This window comes from Tsukamurella spumae (assembly GCF_012396015.1).
Lineage (GTDB): Bacteria > Actinomycetota > Actinomycetes > Mycobacteriales > Mycobacteriaceae > Tsukamurella > Tsukamurella spumae.
This window is the reverse complement of the sequence record NZ_JAAXOQ010000028.1, coordinates 44,415-62,533: the sequence shown is the minus strand read 5'-3', so window position 1 is coordinate 62,533 and position 18,119 is coordinate 44,415. Positions and strand designations below refer to the sequence as shown.

17 protein-coding genes and 1 pseudogene are annotated in these 18,119 nt (G+C 70.7%); 7 read left to right on the top strand and 11 right to left on the bottom strand.

The features are described from left to right. Positions 1–174: 174 nt before the first annotated feature. Positions 175–1,536, bottom strand: a complete 1,362-nt coding sequence (locus HF999_RS18075; RefSeq protein WP_168547230.1) for a cation:dicarboxylate symporter family transporter — start codon at positions 1,534–1,536, stop codon at positions 175–177. A gap of 94 nt (positions 1,537–1,630) precedes the next feature. On the opposite strand from HF999_RS18075, the gene HF999_RS18070 reads away from it, so the two are divergent. From HF999_RS18070 to HF999_RS23175, 3 genes and pseudogenes are all read left to right on the top strand, one after another. Next, complete coding sequence (locus HF999_RS18070) at positions 1,631–3,187, top strand: sensor histidine kinase (protein ID WP_168547229.1); 1,557 nt, start codon at positions 1,631–1,633, stop codon at positions 3,185–3,187. Then, positions 3,184–3,870: a response regulator gene (locus tag HF999_RS18065; RefSeq protein ID WP_168547228.1), complete on the top strand. Its 687-nt coding sequence runs from the start codon at positions 3,184–3,186 to the stop codon at positions 3,868–3,870. The genes HF999_RS18070 and HF999_RS18065 overlap by 4 nt, the downstream gene beginning before the upstream one ends. A gap of 50 nt (positions 3,871–3,920) precedes the next feature. Then, positions 3,921–4,406 (top strand): annotated as a pseudogene (locus HF999_RS23175) (GNAT family N-acetyltransferase); the annotation flags it as partial. A 142-nt stretch (positions 4,407–4,548) separates the two neighbouring features. Here the strand turns inward: HF999_RS23175 and HF999_RS18055 are convergent. Together HF999_RS18055 and HF999_RS18050 are read right to left on the bottom strand one after the other, a co-directional pair. After that, positions 4,549–5,388: an SDR family NAD(P)-dependent oxidoreductase gene (locus tag HF999_RS18055; protein ID WP_168547227.1), complete on the bottom strand. Its 840-nt coding sequence runs from the start codon at positions 5,386–5,388 to the stop codon at positions 4,549–4,551. A 70-nt stretch (positions 5,389–5,458) separates the two neighbouring features. Then, positions 5,459–7,339 (bottom strand): SDR family oxidoreductase, encoded by a 1,881-nt coding sequence (locus tag HF999_RS18050; protein WP_168547226.1) that lies wholly within the window; start codon positions 7,337–7,339, stop codon positions 5,459–5,461. Between the two features lie 106 nt (positions 7,340–7,445). Here HF999_RS18050 and dinB point away from each other — a divergent pair, with 106 nt between their 5' ends. Further along, a complete protein-coding gene (gene dinB, locus HF999_RS18045) occupies positions 7,446–8,663 on the top strand; it encodes a DNA polymerase IV (RefSeq protein WP_168547225.1) in 1,218 nt (405 codons plus the stop codon). Here dinB and HF999_RS18040 read toward each other — a convergent pair whose 3' ends face one another. From HF999_RS18040 to purS, 5 genes are all read right to left on the bottom strand, one after another. After that, the gene (locus tag HF999_RS18040) at positions 8,664–10,136 is read right to left on the bottom strand and encodes an amino acid permease (protein WP_168547224.1); all 1,473 of its coding nucleotides are present in this window, start codon (positions 10,134–10,136) and stop codon (positions 8,664–8,666) included. A gap of 36 nt (positions 10,137–10,172) precedes the next feature. Beyond that, positions 10,173–11,075 (bottom strand): NAD(P)-dependent oxidoreductase, encoded by a 903-nt coding sequence (locus HF999_RS18035; RefSeq protein WP_168547223.1) that lies wholly within the window; start codon positions 11,073–11,075, stop codon positions 10,173–10,175. 77 nt (positions 11,076–11,152) lie between these two features. Continuing rightward, positions 11,153–12,433 carry a M18 family aminopeptidase gene (locus HF999_RS18030; RefSeq protein WP_168547222.1) on the bottom strand — a complete coding sequence of 427 codons (1,281 nt, stop codon included), beginning with the start codon at positions 12,431–12,433 and terminating at the stop codon, positions 11,153–11,155. Further along, positions 12,433–13,107, bottom strand: coding sequence for a phosphoribosylformylglycinamidine synthase subunit PurQ (gene purQ, locus HF999_RS18025; RefSeq protein ID WP_168547221.1), 675 nt, complete (start codon positions 13,105–13,107; stop codon positions 12,433–12,435). The genes HF999_RS18030 and purQ overlap by 1 nt, the downstream gene beginning before the upstream one ends. Next, positions 13,104–13,343: a phosphoribosylformylglycinamidine synthase subunit PurS gene (gene purS, locus HF999_RS18020; RefSeq protein WP_168547220.1), complete on the bottom strand. Its 240-nt coding sequence runs from the start codon at positions 13,341–13,343 to the stop codon at positions 13,104–13,106. Before purS ends, purQ begins: the two co-directional genes overlap by 4 nt. A gap of 82 nt (positions 13,344–13,425) precedes the next feature. On the opposite strand from purS, the gene HF999_RS18015 reads away from it, so the two are divergent. Then, positions 13,426–14,070: an MBL fold metallo-hydrolase gene (locus tag HF999_RS18015; RefSeq protein WP_168547219.1), complete on the top strand. Its 645-nt coding sequence runs from the start codon at positions 13,426–13,428 to the stop codon at positions 14,068–14,070. An 11-nt stretch (positions 14,071–14,081) separates the two neighbouring features. Here the strand turns inward: HF999_RS18015 and HF999_RS18010 are convergent, their stop codons facing one another. Then, on the bottom strand, positions 14,082–14,780 hold the full coding sequence (locus tag HF999_RS18010; RefSeq protein WP_168547218.1) for a DUF2334 domain-containing protein: 699 nt from the start codon (positions 14,778–14,780) through the stop codon (positions 14,082–14,084). Between the two features lie 89 nt (positions 14,781–14,869). After that, complete coding sequence (locus HF999_RS18005) at positions 14,870–15,358, bottom strand: glutathione peroxidase (protein ID WP_168547217.1); 489 nt, start codon at positions 15,356–15,358, stop codon at positions 14,870–14,872. Between the two features lie 81 nt (positions 15,359–15,439). Between HF999_RS18005 and HF999_RS18000 the strand changes: the two genes are divergently transcribed. Both HF999_RS18000 and HF999_RS17995 read left to right on the top strand, forming a co-directional pair. Then, entirely contained in the window at positions 15,440–15,934 is a 495-nt protein-coding gene (locus HF999_RS18000; RefSeq protein ID WP_168547216.1) for a MarR family winged helix-turn-helix transcriptional regulator, read from the top strand. Further along, positions 15,931–17,544 carry a DHA2 family efflux MFS transporter permease subunit gene (locus HF999_RS17995; RefSeq protein ID WP_168547215.1) on the top strand — a complete coding sequence of 538 codons (1,614 nt, stop codon included), beginning with the start codon at positions 15,931–15,933 and terminating at the stop codon, positions 17,542–17,544. Before HF999_RS18000 ends, HF999_RS17995 begins: the two co-directional genes overlap by 4 nt. 72 nt (positions 17,545–17,616) lie before the next feature. On the opposite strand, the gene HF999_RS17990 is transcribed toward HF999_RS17995, so the two are convergent. Further along, positions 17,617–18,111: a hypothetical protein gene (locus tag HF999_RS17990; protein ID WP_168547214.1), complete on the bottom strand. Its 495-nt coding sequence runs from the start codon at positions 18,109–18,111 to the stop codon at positions 17,617–17,619. Between the last annotated feature and the right edge of the window lie 8 nt (positions 18,112–18,119).

The window sequence follows — 18,119 nt, the reverse complement described above, 5'->3', positions numbered from 1 at the left end:
CCGTGACCGTCTTACCGCTGCGGATCTGATCCCAGAACGGACGCTCCCGCTCCGCCGGGCTCTTCGGTCTTCCCATCAGACAACACCTCATCTACCTCAGATGTTGCGCTGACCCCTTGGACCCAAGGCAGGTCAGAATCTCCATAACGGTGTTCAATTGGAGCAGGCAGGGTGTCAGTGTGCGGCCGCCGCCGGGGCGGGATCCGACGGTGCGCCGTGGTCGTCGACCATCGTCGCCTCGTCGAACGGGTCCTGCTTGTCGAGCACGCGCTGGGTCTGCGCCAGATCGATGGTGGAGGTCCACTTCCCGATGAGCAGGGTCGCGATGGCGTTGCCGGAGAAGTTGGTGAGCGCGCGGGCCTCGGACATGAACCTGTCGATCCCGACGATGACGCCCACGCCGCCGAGCAGGTCGGGGCGGTGGCTCTGCAGGCCGCCGGCGAGCGTCGCCAGCCCGGCGCCGGTGACGCCGGCCGCGCCCTTGGACGCGATCATCATGAACAGCAGCAGCGAGAACTGCTCGGCGTAGTTCAACGGCGAGCCCATGGCGTCGGCGATGAACAACGATGCCATCGTGAGGTAGATCGCGGTGCCGTCCAGGTTGAACGAGTAGCCCGTGGGCACGACGATGCCGACCGTGGTCTTCTCGACTCCGGCGTGCTCCATTTTCGCGATCAGTCGCGGCAGCGCCGACTCACTCGAACTGGTCGCCACGATCAGCAGGTACTCGCGGCCGAGGTACCGGGCGAGCTTGAACACCGACAGCCCGGTGACCAAGCGCAGCAGCAACCCCAGGATGACGAACACGAACAGTCCGCAGGTGATGTAGAAGGCGAGCATCAGCCAGCCGAGCTGGATCACCGCGTCGAAACCGGTCGCGCCGACCACGGCCGCCATGGCGCCGAAGGCGCCCACGGGCGCCAACCACAGCACCATCACCAGCACGCGGAAGACCACCTTCTGCAGCACCGCGATCGCACGCACCGCGGGCTCGCCCGCCGGCCCCATCGCCTGCAGCGCGAAGCCCACGAGCAGCGCGACGAACAGGGCCTGCAGCACACTGCCCGCGGTCAGCGCCGAGAACAGGGTCTCGGGGACGATCCCCTGGACGAAGCCCCAGGTGCCGCCGGCCGCGTGCGCCTGATCGGCGTACTTGGCGCCCACCGCCGGGTCGGGATGGATCCCGAGACCCGTGCCGGGCTTGAGCAGGTTGCCGACCAGAATGCCCACGCCGAGGGCCAAGGTCGACATCGCGATGAAATAGCCGAGCGCGAGCCCGCCGATCTTCCCGACGCTCGCCGCCGCGCGCACCGAGCCGATGCCGAGCACGATGGTGCAGAAGATCACCGGGCTGATCATCATCTTGATCAGGCTGACGAAGATGTCGCCGAGCGGCTTGAGGTCCTTGCCGACGCCGGGTGCCACCAGGCCCACGATCACGCCCGCCACCACCGCGACGATCACGGCGATGTAGAGCCAGTGGGTGCGGTCCCGTCTCGTCCGGGCGGGCGGCGCCGCCCCGTCGATTGCCGTCACAGTGGTCCTCCTGTTAGTCGTAGACCCGTCGAGAGAATCCTGCGAGAACTGTGACCTGAGGCACAGCTTGTGTTCATTGTGTAAACGTTCTCGTGTGAGAAACAGAGCACGCAGCGTCGCCGCCCAGTCCTTCCTGGCCCAAGTGGCGATCCTGCTGACGATCGCCGCAGGCGCGTCCTGGCTGGTCATCGCGCAGGCGCGGGACGACGGTGACCGCACCGCGCGCGAGCAGACGCGGGCGGCAGCGGTCGCCCTCGCCGCCTCGCCGTCGACGGTGGCGGCACTCGCCGCACCCGATGGATCCGCGGTGATGCAGCCCATCGCCCAGCAGGCCGAGCGGCTCGGGGGACTCGACTTCGTCGTCGTGATGCGCCCCGATCGCACGCGCCTGAGCCACGCCGACCCGGCACAGATCGGCGGCAAGTACACCGGCACCATAGACCGCGCGCTCGCGGGCGAGACCTTCACGGAGACCTACGCCGGCAGCCTCGGCCCGTCGATCCGCACCGTCACACCCGTGCGCGACGCGTCCGGCACCGTCGTCGGGCTGGTGTCCGCCGGGGTGACCCGGGCCCGCCTCGGGGACCAGGTCCGCGATGCGCTCCCCCGCATCCTCGCGGTCGTCGCCGCCGCGCTGCTGGTGCTCGTGGCCCTCTCCGCCCTGGCCGAGCGGCGGCTGCGCAGGCAGACCCTGGGCCTGTCCGCCCAGGACCTGCGCGGCCTGTACGAGCACCACGACGCCGTACTGCACACCCTCTCGGAGGGGCTGATCGTCTTCGACGCGGACTCCCCCGACGGTCCCGCGCAGGTGGTCAACGACGAGGCCCGGCGACTCCTCGAGCTCCCCGCCGGCGCCGTGCACCAGCGCGACCTGCCGCCCTCGCTGCGCGGGGCCGGCGACCTCACCGACGAGCTGCACGTGACCGGTAGCCGCGTGCTGCTGGTGAACCGCCACCCCGTCACCGGCCCGACCGGACCGCTGGGCACCGTCCTGACCGTGCGCGACCGCACCGAGCTGCAAACCGTGCTGGGCGAGCTCGACACGGCCCGCTCCCTGGCCGACGCACTCAGCGCGCAGGCGCACGAACACGCGAACCGCCTGCACGCGGTGGTCACCATGATCGAACTGGGAGAGCAGGATTCGGCAGCGCAGCTCGCCATCGCCGACCGGAGCGCGTCCCAGCGACTCGTCGATCGCCTCGCCGGCGACGCGGCCCCGTCCGCCGTCGCGCTCCTCGTCGCCAAGACCGCCGCCGCGAGTGCCCTCGACGTCGAGCTCACCGTCGCCGAGGGTACCGAGCTGGCCGCCGCACCGCTGCCGGACGCGGCGCTGCTCACCCTGCTGGGAAACCTCGTGGACAATGCCATCGACGCGGCGGGACCGGGTGGCTGGGTGGAGCTGTCGGCCGCGATCGAGCGCGCCGGATCGTGGGAGCTGACCGTCGCCGACAGCGGGCCGGGCATGTCCGCCGACGAGTTCGAGCGCGCCCGTGCTCGGGGGTACTCCACGAAGGACCGCAGCGACCGCCTGCACGGTGGCGGGCTGGGGCTCGCCCTGGTCGACCAGGTGGTGCGGCAGGCGGGTGGCAGGATCGAGTCCGACCGGGCACCGTCGACGGTGACGGTCCGACTACCGGGAGGTGAACGATGACGGTGCGCGTCCTCGTCGTGGACGACGAGCCGCAGATCGCCCGCGCGCACGCCGAATACGTCCGGCGGGTCAAGGGATTCGAGGTAGTCGGCGTGGTCGGCACGGCCGGCGCCGCGCTGCAGGAGGTCCGACGGTCCGCCATCGCCGGCCCGCCCGTCGACCTGGTGCTCGCCGATGTGGGCCTCCCCGATCGCAGCGGCCTCGAGCTCGCCGTCGATCTCGCGGGCGTGCACCCGCGACCCGATGTCATCGTGATCACCTCGGCGCGCGACATCGCGACGGTCCGCGGGGCCATGGCGAGCGGCGCGTTCCTCTACCTGATCAAGCCCTTCACCTTCGCCGCGTTCGCGGACCGGCTGAACCGCTACCTGTCCTTCCGCGGCGCCCTCAGCGGCGAGGACGTCGGGCAGCGCGAGGTCGACGCCGCCTTCGCGGCCCTGCGCGAGGCCCCGTCGGAGACGACGGCACCGAAGGGACTGGCACCGTCGACCCTGGAGAGCGTGACCGGTGCCCTGCGGCACGCCGACGGCCCGATCGGCGCCGCGGAGGTCGCCGCCCGGACGGGGATGTCGCGCGTCACCGCGTGGCGCTACCTGGAGCGCCTCGCCGACGACAGGCTGTGCGAGCGGATCACCGAGTACGGCGGCCGCGGCCGGCCCGAGGTCCGCTACCGCTGGCTGTGACGGACGAAAACCACTGTCACCGCGGCCCGCACCGTTGCTACCGTGCCGCCATGGATCTCGCCGATGTCTGGCCACCGTTCGGATTGCACCTGCGCACCCCTCGGTTGACGCTGCGCGCGGTCCGGGACGAGGACCTCCCGCACCTGGCCGCGGCGGTCGCCGAGGGCGTCCACGATCCGGCGGTCATGCCCTTCCGGACCCCCTGGACTGATCGCGCCCCCGAGGTCGCCCCGGCGCTGCTCGCGCAGTACCACTGGTCGTTGCGGGCGCGGTTCGCGCCCGACGACTGGGAGTTCGCCTTCGCCGTGCTGCACGACGGCGTCCCGATCGGCACCCAGCACCTCGCGGCCCAGCGGTTCGCGGAGCTGCGCTCCATCGAGACCGGATCATGGCTGGCCCGGCGGTTCCACGGGCGCGGCCTCGGAGCCGAGATGCGGGCCGCCGTCCTGACTTTCGCGTTCGATCAGCTCGGGGCCGAGTGGGCGACATCGGCGGCTGCGGAGTGGAACACCGCGTCGAACGGAGTGTCCCGCGCTCTCGGTTACCGCGAGAACGGCGTCGACCGCATCGTCACGCGGCCCGGCGTCATCGAGAACATGGTCCGACTACGGGTGCCGGCCCGGGATTTCGTGCGTCCGTCGTGGCGATTGGAGACGGCGGGGGTCGGCGCGTTCGCGACTACCTCGGGCTGTCGGAATCGCCGACGGCGTCCCGCTCGTAGTCCGCGCGCACCGCGTGGTCGGCGGAGCGCACCTGGTCCGGAACGAGGAAGCGGTCGAGCAGGTCCCGCACGGGTTGCGGGGCGAGGGTCTGCAGGCGGTGCAGCAGTCCGACGGTGCGCGGGACGTGCACCTCGAACCGCGGCCGGGCGAGAGCGTCGGCGATGGCCGCGGCGATCCGCTCGGGCGTGAGCATCGCCGCGGCCCCGGTCGTGGTCCCGGCGGCGAGCGCGGTGTCGACGACGGCGGGCATGACGACGCTCAGTTCCACACCCGTGCCGCGCAACTCGCGGCGCACGGCCCGGAGGTAGCCGTAGATCCCGTGCTTGGTGGCGCTGTAGGTGGCCTCGCCGGCCGGACTGAGCTTGGACGCCGCGGACGCCACGGTCACGATGTGGCCGTGGCGCCGCGGGAGCATCCGGCGTGCCGCCAGCCGCGTGCCGAGGATCGGGCCGACGAGGTTCACCGCGACCTGCCGCTGGATCGACGCCGCGCCCTCGTCGACGAACGACCCCACCCACATCACGCCCGCGTTGTTGACCAGGGCGTCGAGCGGACCGTCGGCCTCCGCCGCGGCGAGGAAGGCCTCGAAGGAGGCCTCGTCCGTCACGTCGAGCCGCACGGAGTCGGCCCGTCCGCCGGCATCGCGGATCGACGCGGCGACGGCCTGCGCGGCCGCCTCGTCGCGGTCGCCGATCCAGACCCGTGCCCCGCGCGCGCCGAGCAACCGGCACGTGGCCGCCCCGATCCCCGAGCCGCCGCCCGTCACGGCGATCCGTCGCCCGTTCAGCTCCGCCATCCTCGTCCCCCTGTCAATTGAACACCGTTATGGAGAGAATAACCGCAGGTGGAAATCTCCATAACGGTGTTCAATTCGCGGTGGGGCCACGCTTCGCCGCCGCCGAGTCCGCGGAGGCCAGGTACTCCTGGTGCAGGACGCGGCGCGTGATCCGAGGGGTGAACGTGCGCCCCAGCGCCCCGAGGGCACCCAGTGGGGTGTCCCACCGCGTGGGTCGGCGCACGATGGCGCGCACGATGATCCGGGCGGCGTGCTCCGGGCTGATGGCGCGCGCACCGTCGTAGGCCTCGGTCGGGGCGATCATGGCCGTCCGCACCAGGGGCATGTGGACGTTGGTGAACGTGACGTGGTCCGTGAGGGTCTCGGTCGCGGCGACATCGGTGAAGGCGTCGAGCGCGGCCTTGCTGGCGACGTACGCGGAGAACCGCGGTCCGCGCGCCGAGACGCCGATGCTCGAGACGTTGACCACGTGCCCGAAGCCGCGGGATCGCATGTGCGGGAGCAGCGCCAGCGTCATCCGGACCGCCCCGAAGTAGTTGACGTCCATGGTGCGCTCGTAGTCGTGGAACCGGTCGACGGACGCCCGCACGGACCGACGGATCGATCGCCCCGCGTTGTTGACCAGGTAGTCGACGTGGCCGTGCTCGTCGAGGATCCGCGCGACGACATCACCGACGGCGTCACCGTCGGTCACGTCGCACACGTACGCGGCGGCCTCCCCGCCGCGGTCGAGGATGTCGTCGACCGCGGCCTTGAGCTCGACCTCGTTGCGGGCCAGCAGGATCACCCGTGCCCCCTGGTCGGCGAGCACGCGCGCGGTCTCCCGACCGATGCCCGCCGAGGCGCCGGTGATCACCACGTGCCGTCCGGCGATCGGGTCGCGCCGGCGCAGCCGAGCGGGGTCGAGCTGCTCGCGCCAGTACGCGAACAGCCGCGGGCCGTAGTCGCGCAGGTCCGGCACGTCGATTCCGGTACCCGCCAGCGCGGCCCGGGTCGCCTCGGAGGTGTAGCGGGCGGTGAAGCCGAGGTTCTCGAACGCGCGGGGCGGGATGCCGCGCTGCTTGAGCACGGTGTCCCGCAGGACCCCCGTGCGCCCGGTTCCGCTCGCCCGGATCGCGGAATCCACGGCGCGACGCGGGATCCGGCCGACGGCGGGCGGGGCTCCCGCGGGCCGCGCGATCGCACGGTAGAGCTCCAGCACGCCCTGCGGCTCCGGGTTCACCAGGTGGTACACCCGGCCGGTTCCATCGGCCCGGAGCATGAGCTCGACGAGCGCCTCCGCCACGTAGTCGACGGGCACCACGTTGGTGTCGCCGGTGTCGGGCAGCACCATCGGGATCACGGACGGCACGTGCCGCAGCGCATCGAAGATCGGGAAGAAGTAGTACGGGCCGTCGATCTTGTCCATCTCGCCCGTCTGCGAGTCGCCGACCACGATCGCCGGCCGGTAGACGCGCCAACGCACGCCGTCCGCCTCGCGGACCAGCTTCTCGGACTCGAACTTGGTGCGGTGATAGGGAGACGGGAAGCCCTGTCCCAGATCGAAATCGTTCTCGCCGAAGGCGCCCCGGTGATCGCCGGCGACCGCGACGGACGAGACGTGGTGCAACTCCGCGCCGACGCTGCGCGCCAGCGCGATCACCGCGCGGGTCCCCTCGACGTTGACCCGCTCGTTGGCCTCCACGCTCGCGGACATGTCGTAGACGGCGCCGAGGTGGAGCACGGCGTCGACCGCGGGCGCGGCACCGTCGAGCCCGAGGCCCGGTGCGGCGAGGTCGCCCAGCAGCGGCGCGACGCGGTCGCCCCAGCGGGCACGCCATTCGTCGAGCTTCGACGCCGACGACGGCCGCACCAGCAGGTGCACCACCGCATCGGGGTCGCGCTCCAACAGCAGGGGGACGATGCGCCGGCCCAGGAAACCGGTGGCGCCGGTGATCAGGAAGGTACTCACAGCTGACTCCTTCACGAGTCGCTCGGGAACTGACTTGTCAGTAAGATTACTTCAGAGTCAGATAGACCACCAGAACCTGTCAGTGCCATCACACATACTCGTTCCCATGTCCATCGACCAGGCGCGACGCGCGGAGGCCACCGTCCTCCATGCGGACCTGGACTCGTTCTACGCCTCCGTCGAGCAGCGCGATCACCCCTGGCTCCGCGGCCGTCCCGTGCTGGTCGGCTCGGGCGTCGTGCTGGCGGCCAGTTACGAGGCGAAGGCGAAGGGCGTGCGCTCGCCCATGCCGCACCGCGAGGCCCTGGCGCTCGCCCCGTTCGCCATCACCATGCCGCCGCGGTTCGACGCGTACATGGAGGCCAGCAAGCGGGTCTTCGAGGTGTTCCGCGATATCACGCCGCTGGTCGAGGGCCTCTCCGTCGACGAGGCCTTCCTCGACGTGGCGGGCCTGCACCGCATCGACGGCACGCCGGTCCAGATCGCCCAGCGCCTCCGCGAGCGGGTCAAGGCCGAGGTCGGCCTCCCCATCACGGTCGGGGTGGCGCGCAGCAAGTTCCTCGCCAAGGTGGCCAGCGCGGTCGGCAAGCCCGACGGTCTGCTCCACGTCCCGCCCGGCACGGAACTGCAGTTCCTGCACCCGTTGCCGGTGCGGCGGCTCTGGGGCGTCGGCCCCAAGACCGAGTCGCGCCTGCACGAGATCGGCATCGTCACCGTCGGGCAGATCGCGGAACTGGGCGAGCCCCGCCTGGCCACGCTCCTCGGCCGGGGCACCGCCCGGCACCTCTACGCGCTGTCGATGGCGCACGATCCGCGGCGGATCGACACCGGTCGGCGCCGCAAGTCGATCGGCGCGCAGCGCGCCCTGGGGCGGCGGCCGAAATCCGAGTCGGAGATCGAGGCCACCGCGCTCGCGATCGTGGACCGGCTCGGCGAGCGGCTGCGCGCCGCCGGACGGGTCACGCGCACCGTCGAACTGCGCCTGCGGTTCGACGATTTCGCCTCCGTCACCCGGTCCCGCTCGCTGCGTGAGCCCACGGATCAGACGGCCGTCGTGCTCGCCGCCGCGCGCGGGCTGCTCGACGAGGCGATGCCGCTCGTCCGGGAGCGCGGCTGCACGCTGATCGGGCTCTCGCTCGCGAACCTCGAGAACCACGGCGCGGTGCAGCTCGCGCTCCCCTTCGACGGCGGCGAGCACGACAGCGCGCTCGACCTCGCGCTCGACTCGCTCCGCACCCGCTACGGGCGGGACTCCGTCACGCGCGGCAAGCTGCTGCACCGGCCGCTGGGGCCCGATGCGCCGATGCTCGCCGAGCAGGACTGATCAGCGCTGCGCGGCCCGCCACTGCGCGGCCCGCGCCTTCTCCTCCGCCCGGCGCTCGGCGAACGCCTCCCGTGCCCGACGGTGCTCCGGCGTCCGCCGGATCGCCAGGTACGCGACGCCGACGATGACGAACCAGATCGGCGTGACCAGCATCGCCTGCAGGGTGTCGGTCTCGCGGGTGAAGGCCCAGAGCAGGAACACGAAGAACGCGAACACGATCCACGGCATCACGGTGCCGAGCGGCATCTTGAACGCGCTCTCCGCGTGCAACTGCGGACGCCGCGAGCGATACACCAGGTAGCTGATGAGGATGATCGTCCAGACGAACATGAAGCACAGCGAGGAGACCGTGGTGACCACGGTGAAGCCCGCGGACTTGTCCAGGCCGAAGGCCAGCAGCACCACCGAGGACAGGAGCATCACGCCGGTGAGGAACAGCGCGTTCGCCGGCACCTTGCGGCTGGACAGGGTGGCGAACAGCTTCGGCGCGTCCCCCTCCGTGGCGAGTCCGTAGACCATGCGCGAGGTGGAGTAGATGCCCGAGTTCGCCGACGACATCGCCGAGGTCAGCACGACCGCGTTCACGAGGTGCGCGGCGGCGCCGAGGCCGGCGAGCGAGAAGAGCATGACGAACGGCGATTCATCCTTGCTGAACCGGTCCCACGGCACCACGGACATGAGCACGATGAGCGAGCCCACGTAGAACAGCAGGATGCGGATGGGGATCGCGTTGATCGCCCGCGGCAGGTTCTTCTCGGGGTTCTTGGTCTCGGCGGCGGCGGTGCCGACGAGTTCGATGCCCACGAAGGCGAACACGGCGATCTGGAATCCGGCGACGAAGCCCATGAAGCCCTGCGGGAACACCCCGCCGTGCTCCCACAGGTTGGCCAGCGAGGCACGGGCGCCGTCGTGCTCGAACCCGGTGAGGATGAGCACCGCGCCCGCGATGATCAGCGCGACGATCGCCACGATCTTGATCATGGCGAACCAGAACTCGGTCTCGCCGAAGGCCCGAACCGTGGGCAGGTTGAGGCCGATGAGCAGCACGATCACGACGACCGCGGGAATCCACGGCGGAATGTCCTTGGCCCAGAACGTGATGTACACCGAGGCGATCACCACCACGTCGGCGACGGCGGTCACCACCCAGCAGAACCAATAGGTCCACCCGGTGAAGTGCGCGGCCCACGGTCCGAGCAGGTCACCCGCGAAGTCGGAGAAGTTGCGGTAGCCGGTGCGGCTGAGCAGCAGCTCGCCCATGGCGCGCATGACGAAGTACAGCATGAAGCCGATCACCATGTACACGAGGATCACTGACGGTCCGGCGACGGAGATCGTCTTGCCCGAGCCCATGAACAGGCCGGTGCCGATCGCGCCGCCGATCGCGATGAGCTGGATGTGGCGGTTGCTCAGCGCTCGGGTGAGCTCCTCACCCTCCTGCACGGGCGGGGATGATTCGGGCGAAGTGGTCATGCCCTGGGACACTAACGGACCCGAGTGAGTCCCGGTTCACTCGGGAGTGATCGGTGGGCGCCCGCGCTCGGCGATGAACCTGCGCGTGACCGCCATGTCCCGGTCCCCCAGCCCCGTCTCGACGATCTCCTCGAACTCGGCGAGCAGCGCGGGCAGCAGCATCGCCTCGGTGCCCGTCGCGTGCGCGACCTCGGTGGCGGAGCGGAGGTCCTTCGCGAGGTACTTCGCCATGCCCGACGGTGCGTCGTCCCCCGTGACGAGCTTGTCCTTGCGGGTCGCCAGCAGACGGGACGAGGCGTAGCCGCCGCCGAGCAGATCCCACATCGCCGCGAGGTCGATGCCGGAACGGTCCGCCAGCACCGTCGCCTCCCCCAGCGCGGCGATGGTCGCCGCGACGACCAGTTGGTTGCACGCCTTCGCGACCTCGCCGGCGCCCAACGGGCCCAACCGGACCGGGGTGCCGCAGGGCGCGAGGACCTCGGCCGCGCGGGCACAGTCGTCTTCGGTGCCGCCCATCATGATCGACAGCGTCCCGGCGATCGCGCCGTCCTCACCACCGGAGACCGGCGCATCGACGACCCGGACCCGACCGGCGGTCTCCCGGTCCAGACGGTCCGCGAGGGCTCGTACTCCCGGAGCCGAGGACGTCGAGCCGATCAGCAGGAGCAGGGGACGCTCACCCGCGAGCAGTCCGCGCTCGCCCGCGAGCACCTCCTCGATCTCCGGGAGGTCGGGCAGCATGAGCAGCACGACATCGGCCGCCGCCGCCACCGCGGCCGCGTCGTCGTGCCAGGCGGCACCGTCGGCCACGAGGTCCGGACGGGGCCGCCGGGCGGTGATGTGGACGGTGCCGTGCGCGCGGGCGAGGTGCCCGGCCATGGGCGCCCCCATTGCTCCGAGGCCGATCACTCCGACGGCGGGACGCTGTAGCTCACCCATCGGCCCACCGTAGCGAACGGCGAGCCCGGCCCGGAGGTGGTCGGCACCTGCACGCCTGTCGACGACGCCGCGAGCCCTCAGGCCGGGGCGAGGAACGCCGCGAGCGCCGCCGAGTAGTAACCGATGTCTGCGGCGCCCATCAGTTCCCGGGCGCTGTGCATCGCGAGCTGCGGCGCACCCACGTCGACGGTGGTCAGCCCCGTGCGAGCGGCGGTGATCGGGCCGATCGTGGAGCCGCAGGGCAGGTCGGCACGGTGCACGTACCGTTGCAGCGGCACGCCCGCCTGCTCAGCGGCCAGCGCGAAGACCGCCTCGCCCGTCGCGTCCGAGGCGTAGCGCAGGTTCTGGTTCACCTTGAGCACCGGCCCGCCGTTCACGGCGATGCGGTGCGCAGGCTCGTGCCGGTCCGGGTAGTTCGGGTGCGTGGCGTGCGCCATATCGCCCGAGGCGCAGACCGAACGACTCATCACCCGCAGGAAGTCCTCGCGGTCGCCGCCCGCGGCGAGCGCGATCCGCTCCAGCACCGTGAGCAGCAGGTCGGACGCAGCGCCGCGGTCGGAGCCCGATCCGACCTCCTCGTGGTCGAACAGCGCGAGCACGGGCGTCACCCCGCTGGTCGACGGTGCCGCGACCAGCGCCTCGACACCCGCGTAACAGGTCCCCTGGTTGTCCAGTCTCGGCGCGGAGAGCAGGTCGCCGTCGGCGCCCACGACCCGGCTCGGCGCCAGATCGTGCGTCATCAGCTCCCACCCGAGCACCGTCTCCGGGTCGATCCCGGCAGCATCGGCCAGCAGGTCCACGAAGGGCCCCTTCGCGCCCACTCCGCGGATCGCGTTGACGTGCCGCTGCGGGTCCAGCTCGACGCCCTTGCGGTTCTCCGACAGGTGGATGGCGAGCTGCGGCACGCGCAGCACCGGCTCGTCGATCCGGACGAGGGCCGTCCCGGCACCGTCGGGCCCGGCGAACGCGAGTCGACCGGAGATCCCGAGGTCCCGATCGAGCCACGAGTTGAGCCAGGCACCGCCGTAGGGCTCGAGGCCCACCATCGACAGGCCGGCCGATTCGAGGTCGGGATGCTGCTTGACCCGCAGGTTCGGGCTGTCGGTGTGGCCGCCGACGATGCGGAAGGCACCGTCGACCCCGAAACCGGACGAGTCGAACGCGACGATCGACCCGCCCCGGACCACGTAGTGCCGGCCCGCCGCCGGCCACCGGTCGCCCTCGGCGAGCGCGGAGTAGCCCGCGGAGCGCAACCGCGCCGCGGCGGTCTCCACCACGTGGAAGGGCGAGGGTGAGGCGTCGACGAAGGCGCAGAGGCCTTCCGGGGACGCGGTGGCGGCTGCCGCTGAGCCCGCCATCAGGCCGACAGCACCGCGTCCAGCGCGGAGTAGAAGATGCCCAGGCCGTCGTCCGACGGACCGGTGAGCGCCTCGGTGGCGTGCTCCGGGTGGGGCATCAGGCCGACGACGCGGCCGTTGGCCGAGGCCACACCCGCGATGTCGCGCTGCGACCCGTTCGGGTTGCCGCCGACGTAGCGGAAGGCCACGCGGCCCTCGCCCTCGAGCTCGTCGAGCACGGCCTCCGAGGCTTGGTAACGGCCCTCGGCGTTCTTCACGGGGACGAGGATCTCGGCGCCCGCCTCGTAGCGGGAGGTCCAGGCGGTGTTCGTGGCCTCGACCCGCAGCCACTGGTCGCGGCAGACGAAGTGCAGGCCCTCGTTGCGGGTGAGCGCGCCGGGGAGCAGGCCCGCCTCGCAGAGGATCTGGAAGCCGTTGCAGATGCCGAGCACCGGCATGCCCTTGCCCGCGGCCGCGACGACCTCGGTCATCACGGGAGCGAGGGAGGCGATGGCGCCGGCGCGCAGGTAGTCGCCGTAGGAGAAACCGCCGGGGACGACGACCGCGTCGACCCCCTTGAGATCGTGGTCCTTGTGCCAGAGCGAGACGGCCTCGCCGCCCGCGCGCTCCACGGCGCGCGACGCGTCCACGTCGTCGAGCGTGCCGGGGAAGGTGATGACTCCGACGCGCGTCATGCGTTCACCCGGGTGATGGTGAAGTCCTCGATGACGGTGTTCGTCAGCACGTCGGCCGCGATCTTCTCGAGCTGTTCGTCGCTGATGTCCCCGTCGACCTCGAGCTCGAACCGCTTGCCCTGCCGCACATCCGCGACACCGGCGAAACCGAGGCGGTCGAGCGCGCCCACGATCGCCTTGCCCTGCGGGTCCAGGATCTCGGCCTTCGGCATCACGTCCACCACAATCCGTGCCACGTCGCGGCTCCCTCTTTCGCCCTTCGCGCTCTCGGGTGTCGATCGCGCTGTACAGGTGAGTTTACCGGCGCATACTGGGCGCATGCGACTCACCCACTTCCGCCATTCCTGCGTCCTCGTGGAGATGTCCGACACGCGGGTGCTCTTCGATCCCGGCACCTTCTCGCACGGCTTCGAGGGGCTGACCGGGCTCGACGCGATCATCGTCACCCACCAGCACCCGGACCACATCGATCCGGCCCGCATCGACGCGCTGGTCGACGCGAATCCCGATGCGCAGCTCTTCGCCGACCCCACCACGGCCGCCGCCCGCGGCGACCGTTGGATCTCCGCCCTCCCGGGGCACGACTACGGCATCGGCAACCTCATCGCGCGGGCCGTCGGCGGCGTGCACGCCGTGATCCATCCGGACATGCCGACGATCGACAACACCTCGATCCTCCTCGGCGACGAGGAGCGGATCGGCCGCTTCTACCACCCCGGCGACGCACTGTTCGTGCCCGACGTCCCCGTCGGCGTGCTCGGCCTGCCGGTGAACGCGCCGTGGTGCCGGATCAGCGAGACGATCGACTTCTTCCGGGCGATCGCCCCCGCCGTCGCGGTACCGATCCACGACGCACTGCTCTCGCCGGAGGGCTCGGGGATCTACCTCGCCCGGCTCGCGGACATGCGGCCCGACGGTGCCGACCTCCTCCGCTGGGGCGCGGAGGATTCGGTGCAGGTGTAGTCCCGCCGCGGTCAGGCCGCGACGAGCACCCGCGCCCGGTGCTCGTACACGGCCGGTTCCGCGCCGTGGTGCAGTGCGAGATCGACGGCGTCGAGCATCGTGCGGCTCACCGTCGAGGAGTCGAGCCGCCGGGCGTCGACGGCGAGGCGGAGGACTCCGCCCCGGCGCGCGATCCGGTTGGCCTGCGCGAGCAGCGCACGGCACCACCAGGGCTCGCTGAGGAAACCGTCGCCGATACCCAGCACCCGGGCCCTCTCCTCCTCGCCGGTCACGAGGTCGGTGATCGCGGTGTACCCGAGGTTGAGCCGGAACCCCGCGTCGGGCAGGGCCAGCACCGCGCCGGTGGAGGCGTTCCACCGCGGCGCGGCGAACACCCTCGTGCGCAGCCCCACCGTCTCGAGCACCCGGTCGGCGGCCGCCAGGCGCAGCTTCGCCTCGTGCGCTCCCAGCGTCGAGAACTCCGCGCGGCGCCGCTTGGTGGGGGCCTGGTCGTAGCCGCTGAGCACGATCGCATCGCCCCCGGCGCGGCGCTCGCGCAGGAAGGCCTGGGTCGACGGGTCGTCGAGCAGCTTGTACTTGCCCTTCAGGCGGGGCGCCACCAGCAGTGAGACGGGCACGCCGCGCTCATCCATCTGTGCCGCGAACCGTTCCGCGTGTCCACGGGTGGAGTCGGACAGGGCGGAGACGGAGACGTACAGCGGCGAGCTCATGCCGATGAGTGTGCGCCGCGTTCCTTACCGATTCGGGGATGGAAGGTTACGTGGCGCCCAACTCGCCGCCGCGCCGGCGGACGCGGCACTCACGCGAGGGCGGCCTCGATCGCACCGACCACCTCGGCGGACTCGGGCTCGGTGCGGGGGCGGAAGCGCTGCACCGTGACGTGATCGGGCGCGACGAGGAACTTCTCGAAGTTCCACTGGACATCGCCCGCCTCGCCCTCGGCGTCGGCGGTCTTGGTCAGCTCGACATAGAGCGGGTTCCGATTCTCGCCGTTGACCTCGGTCTTCTCCAGAAGCGGGAAGGTCACGCCGTAGCTCGTCGAGCAGAAGGTCGCGATCTCCTCGGCGGTCCCCGGCTCCTGGCCGGCGAACTGGTTGCAGGGCACGCCGAGCACCGTCAGGCCCCGATCCGCGTACCTCGTCGCGAGGGCCTCCAGGCCCGCGTACTGCGGGGTCAGGCCGCACTTGCTGGCGACGTTGACGACGAGCACGGCGCGCCCGGCGTAGTCGGCGAGGGAGGTGGCAGCACCGTCGAGCGTGGTGAGGGCGATGGAGTCCAGAGCAGTCATGCTCCCGAGCCTACGCGGGATGTAACGCAGGACACATCTATCTCGATTGCGCAATGGTTGCGCCAGAGTTATCGTTTTGGGGTGCAAGCAACACCCGTAGACGTCACAGCCGACGCTCTCACCGAGGTCTTCAGCGAGTTCATGGGCCGTCTCATGTGCAATGTCACGCAGGAGAGTCTGGGCACCATGCTGTCGTCCGACATCACGGCGCACCAGTTCCACATCCTGCTGCAGCTCGCCGCCAGCGAGGCTCCGCTCCCGATCAACCGGCTCGCCGATTATCTCGGGCTGTCCGTCGCCGCCACGGGACGGAACGTGGAGAAGCTTGTTCAGCTCGACATGGTCGATCGTCGCGAGGATTCCTCCGACCGTCGGATCAAGAACCTCACCATCACGGACCTCGGGCGTAAAACAGTTGCCTCCGCGGTCAGCGACAAGCATCGTGAGGTGCTGAGCTTCGCGGAACGGCTGCCGGTCGAGCTCCGCAACCGGCTGCACGACGTGATGGTCGAGATCCTCGACACGGGGCTGATCCCTCCGAACCCCTTCTTCACCGCAATGAAAGAGAACGCATGAGTACCGAGAACACGCTCGAAGAGAGCGGGATCCCGCACGCGGGTGAGAGCCTCGACCGGCGCGTCCTGATGGTGGCCGGTGTGGTCGTCCTCGGATCGATCATGGCCATCCTGGACATGACGATCGTGGCGGTCGCGCAGAACACCTTCCAGGCGCAGTGGGGCGCATCGCCCGCCACCGTCGCCTGGACGATGACCGGCTACACCCTGGCACTGGCCGCGGTGATCCCCGTGACCGGCTGGGCCGCTGATCGTTTCGGCACCAAGCGGCTGTACATGGCCGCCACCGCGATGTTCGTGGCCGGCTCGGCGCTCTGCGCCACGGCGACGTCGATCGACCTGCTGATCCTCTACCGGGTGCTGCAGGGCCTCGGCGGCGGCATGCTCATGCCCCTGGGCATGATGATCCTGACCCGGGCCGCCGGCCCGGAGCGCATCGGCCGCGTCATGGCCGTGCTCGGTATCCCGATGCTGCTGGGCCCCATCGGCGGCCCGATCCTCGGCGGATGGCTGATCGAGTCCTTCTCGTGGCACTGGATCTTCCTGATCAACGTGCCGATCGGCGCGATCGCGATCGTCTACGCCTGGTTCGTGCTGGACAAGGACGAGCCCGTCGAGGGGCAGAAGTTCGACCTCGTCGGCTTCATCCTGCTCTCGCCCGGCCTCGCGCTGTTCCTGTTCGGCATCTCCTCGATCCCCGAGGCTCAGTCGGATTCGTCGATGTACGCCGGCCGGGTCATCCCCGCGACGGCCGTCGGCCTCGTGCTGATCGTCGGCTTCGTCTTCTGGGCCCTGCGCGCCAAGCTGCCGCTGCTGGACCTGCGGCTGTTCAAGAACCGGAACATGACGGTGGCCATGATCACCTTCGCCATGTTCGCGATGGCCTTCTTCGGCAGTTCGATCCTGTACGCGCAGTACTTCATCGGCATCCGCGGCGAGTCCACCCTCATGGCCGGCCTGCTGCTCGCGCCGCAGGGCCTGGGCGCCATGCTGACGATGCCGATCGCCGGCGTGCTCACCGACAAGATGGGCCCGGGCAAGTTCGTCATGACCGGCCTCGCGCTGATCACCGGCGGCATGATCGCCTTCACCCAGCTCACGGCGGACACGCCGTACTGGATCCTGCTCGGCTCACTGTTCATCCAGGGCCTCGGTATGGGTATGACGATGATGCCGACCATGTCGGCGGCGATCCGCACGCTGGCACCGGAATCCATCTCGCGCGGTTCCACGCTCACGAACATCGTGCAGCAGATCGCCGCGTCGATGGGCACCGCGATCTTCTCCGTGCTGTTCACCAACTGGCTCACCAACGCCGGCGAGAAGATGCCGAATCCGATGGGTGGCGGCGAGATCGCCGGCGGCAAGCTCGCCTTCGGCATGAACTCGAGCCCGGCCACCCGTGAAGCCGCGGCGCACGGCCCCGGTGGCGTGGAGGCCTTCCACGCCTTCCTCGAGAAGAACCTGCCCTTCGCGGCGGATGCCTTCGGGAACACTTACTCCGTGGCCGCCATCCTGGTCGCGCTGTGCATCATCCCGGCGTTCTTCCTGCCCCGCACCCATGCGGCGGACACCGAGGCCGCCGAGCGGCAGATGGTCATGCCGCACTGAGCATCCCCGCCTGATAGGTCACGTGCCCGGTCCCCCTGGGGGACCGGGCACGTGTGCTTTCTGCAGCGCCTCCTACCGGGTGACGGTGAAGGTCACGCTCGGCAGGACGCTGAGCTCTTTCTCGACGGGGGCGATGTAGGCCCTGATCGCGGCGAGGCGGCCGGGATCGCCGCTCGCGCAGGTGTAGGCGACGGTCATCCGCGGGGCGGCGCGGCCGATCTCGTAGGTCAGGCGACTCGTCGCGGCTCCCGGGCAGGGTGCGCCCGTGGCCGGGGCGGGGATCGACGGCGCTGCCTGCACCAGCGCGCGCTGCGTCGCGCGGTCGAGCCGCTTCGTCTCCGTCTTCGCGGGCTTCTCCGTCCCGTCGACGGTGCCGTACCCGCCGACCTTCGCCGTGGCGACGCCGCCGCGCACCGTGATGACGTACTCGACGTGGTACTGCGGCGCGGTCGACGGCCCGACGTACGAGTAGGTCACCGTCGGGCCGGAGGTACCGGGGTCCGCGGCCACCGGCGCGGCGAACGGGAGCAGCGCGGCGCAGGCTGTGGCCACCAGGAGCTTCTTCATGACAGCAA

Bases quoted from the DNA above. Each gene is read 5' to 3' on its own strand.
- HF999_RS17990 (WP_168547214.1), bottom strand. From the start codon at position 18,111: ATGAAGAAGCTCCTGGTGGCCACAGCCTGCGCCGCGCTGCTCCCGTTC.
- HF999_RS18010 (WP_168547218.1), bottom strand. From the start codon at position 14,780: ATGAGCTCGCCGCTGTACGTCTCCGTCTCCGCCCTGTCCGACTCCACC.
- dinB (WP_168547225.1), top strand. From the start codon at position 7,446: ATGTCCATCGACCAGGCGCGACGCGCGGAGGCCACCGTCCTCCATGCG.
- HF999_RS18035 (WP_168547223.1), bottom strand. From the start codon at position 11,075: ATGGGTGAGCTACAGCGTCCCGCCGTCGGAGTGATCGGCCTCGGAGCA.
- HF999_RS18005 (WP_168547217.1), bottom strand. From the start codon at position 15,358: ATGACTGCTCTGGACTCCATCGCCCTCACCACGCTCGACGGTGCTGCC.
- HF999_RS18040 (WP_168547224.1), bottom strand. From the start codon at position 10,136: ATGACCACTTCGCCCGAATCATCCCCGCCCGTGCAGGAGGGTGAGGAG.
- HF999_RS18015 (WP_168547219.1), top strand. From the start codon at position 13,426: ATGCGACTCACCCACTTCCGCCATTCCTGCGTCCTCGTGGAGATGTCC.
- HF999_RS18055 (WP_168547227.1), bottom strand. From the start codon at position 5,388: ATGGCGGAGCTGAACGGGCGACGGATCGCCGTGACGGGCGGCGGCTCG.
- HF999_RS18030 (WP_168547222.1), bottom strand. From the start codon at position 12,433: ATGGCGGGCTCAGCGGCAGCCGCCACCGCGTCCCCGGAAGGCCTCTGC.
- HF999_RS18065 (WP_168547228.1), top strand. From the start codon at position 3,184: ATGACGGTGCGCGTCCTCGTCGTGGACGACGAGCCGCAGATCGCCCGC.
- HF999_RS17995 (WP_168547215.1), top strand. From the start codon at position 15,931: ATGAGTACCGAGAACACGCTCGAAGAGAGCGGGATCCCGCACGCGGGT.
- purQ (WP_168547221.1), bottom strand. From the start codon at position 13,107: ATGACGCGCGTCGGAGTCATCACCTTCCCCGGCACGCTCGACGACGTG.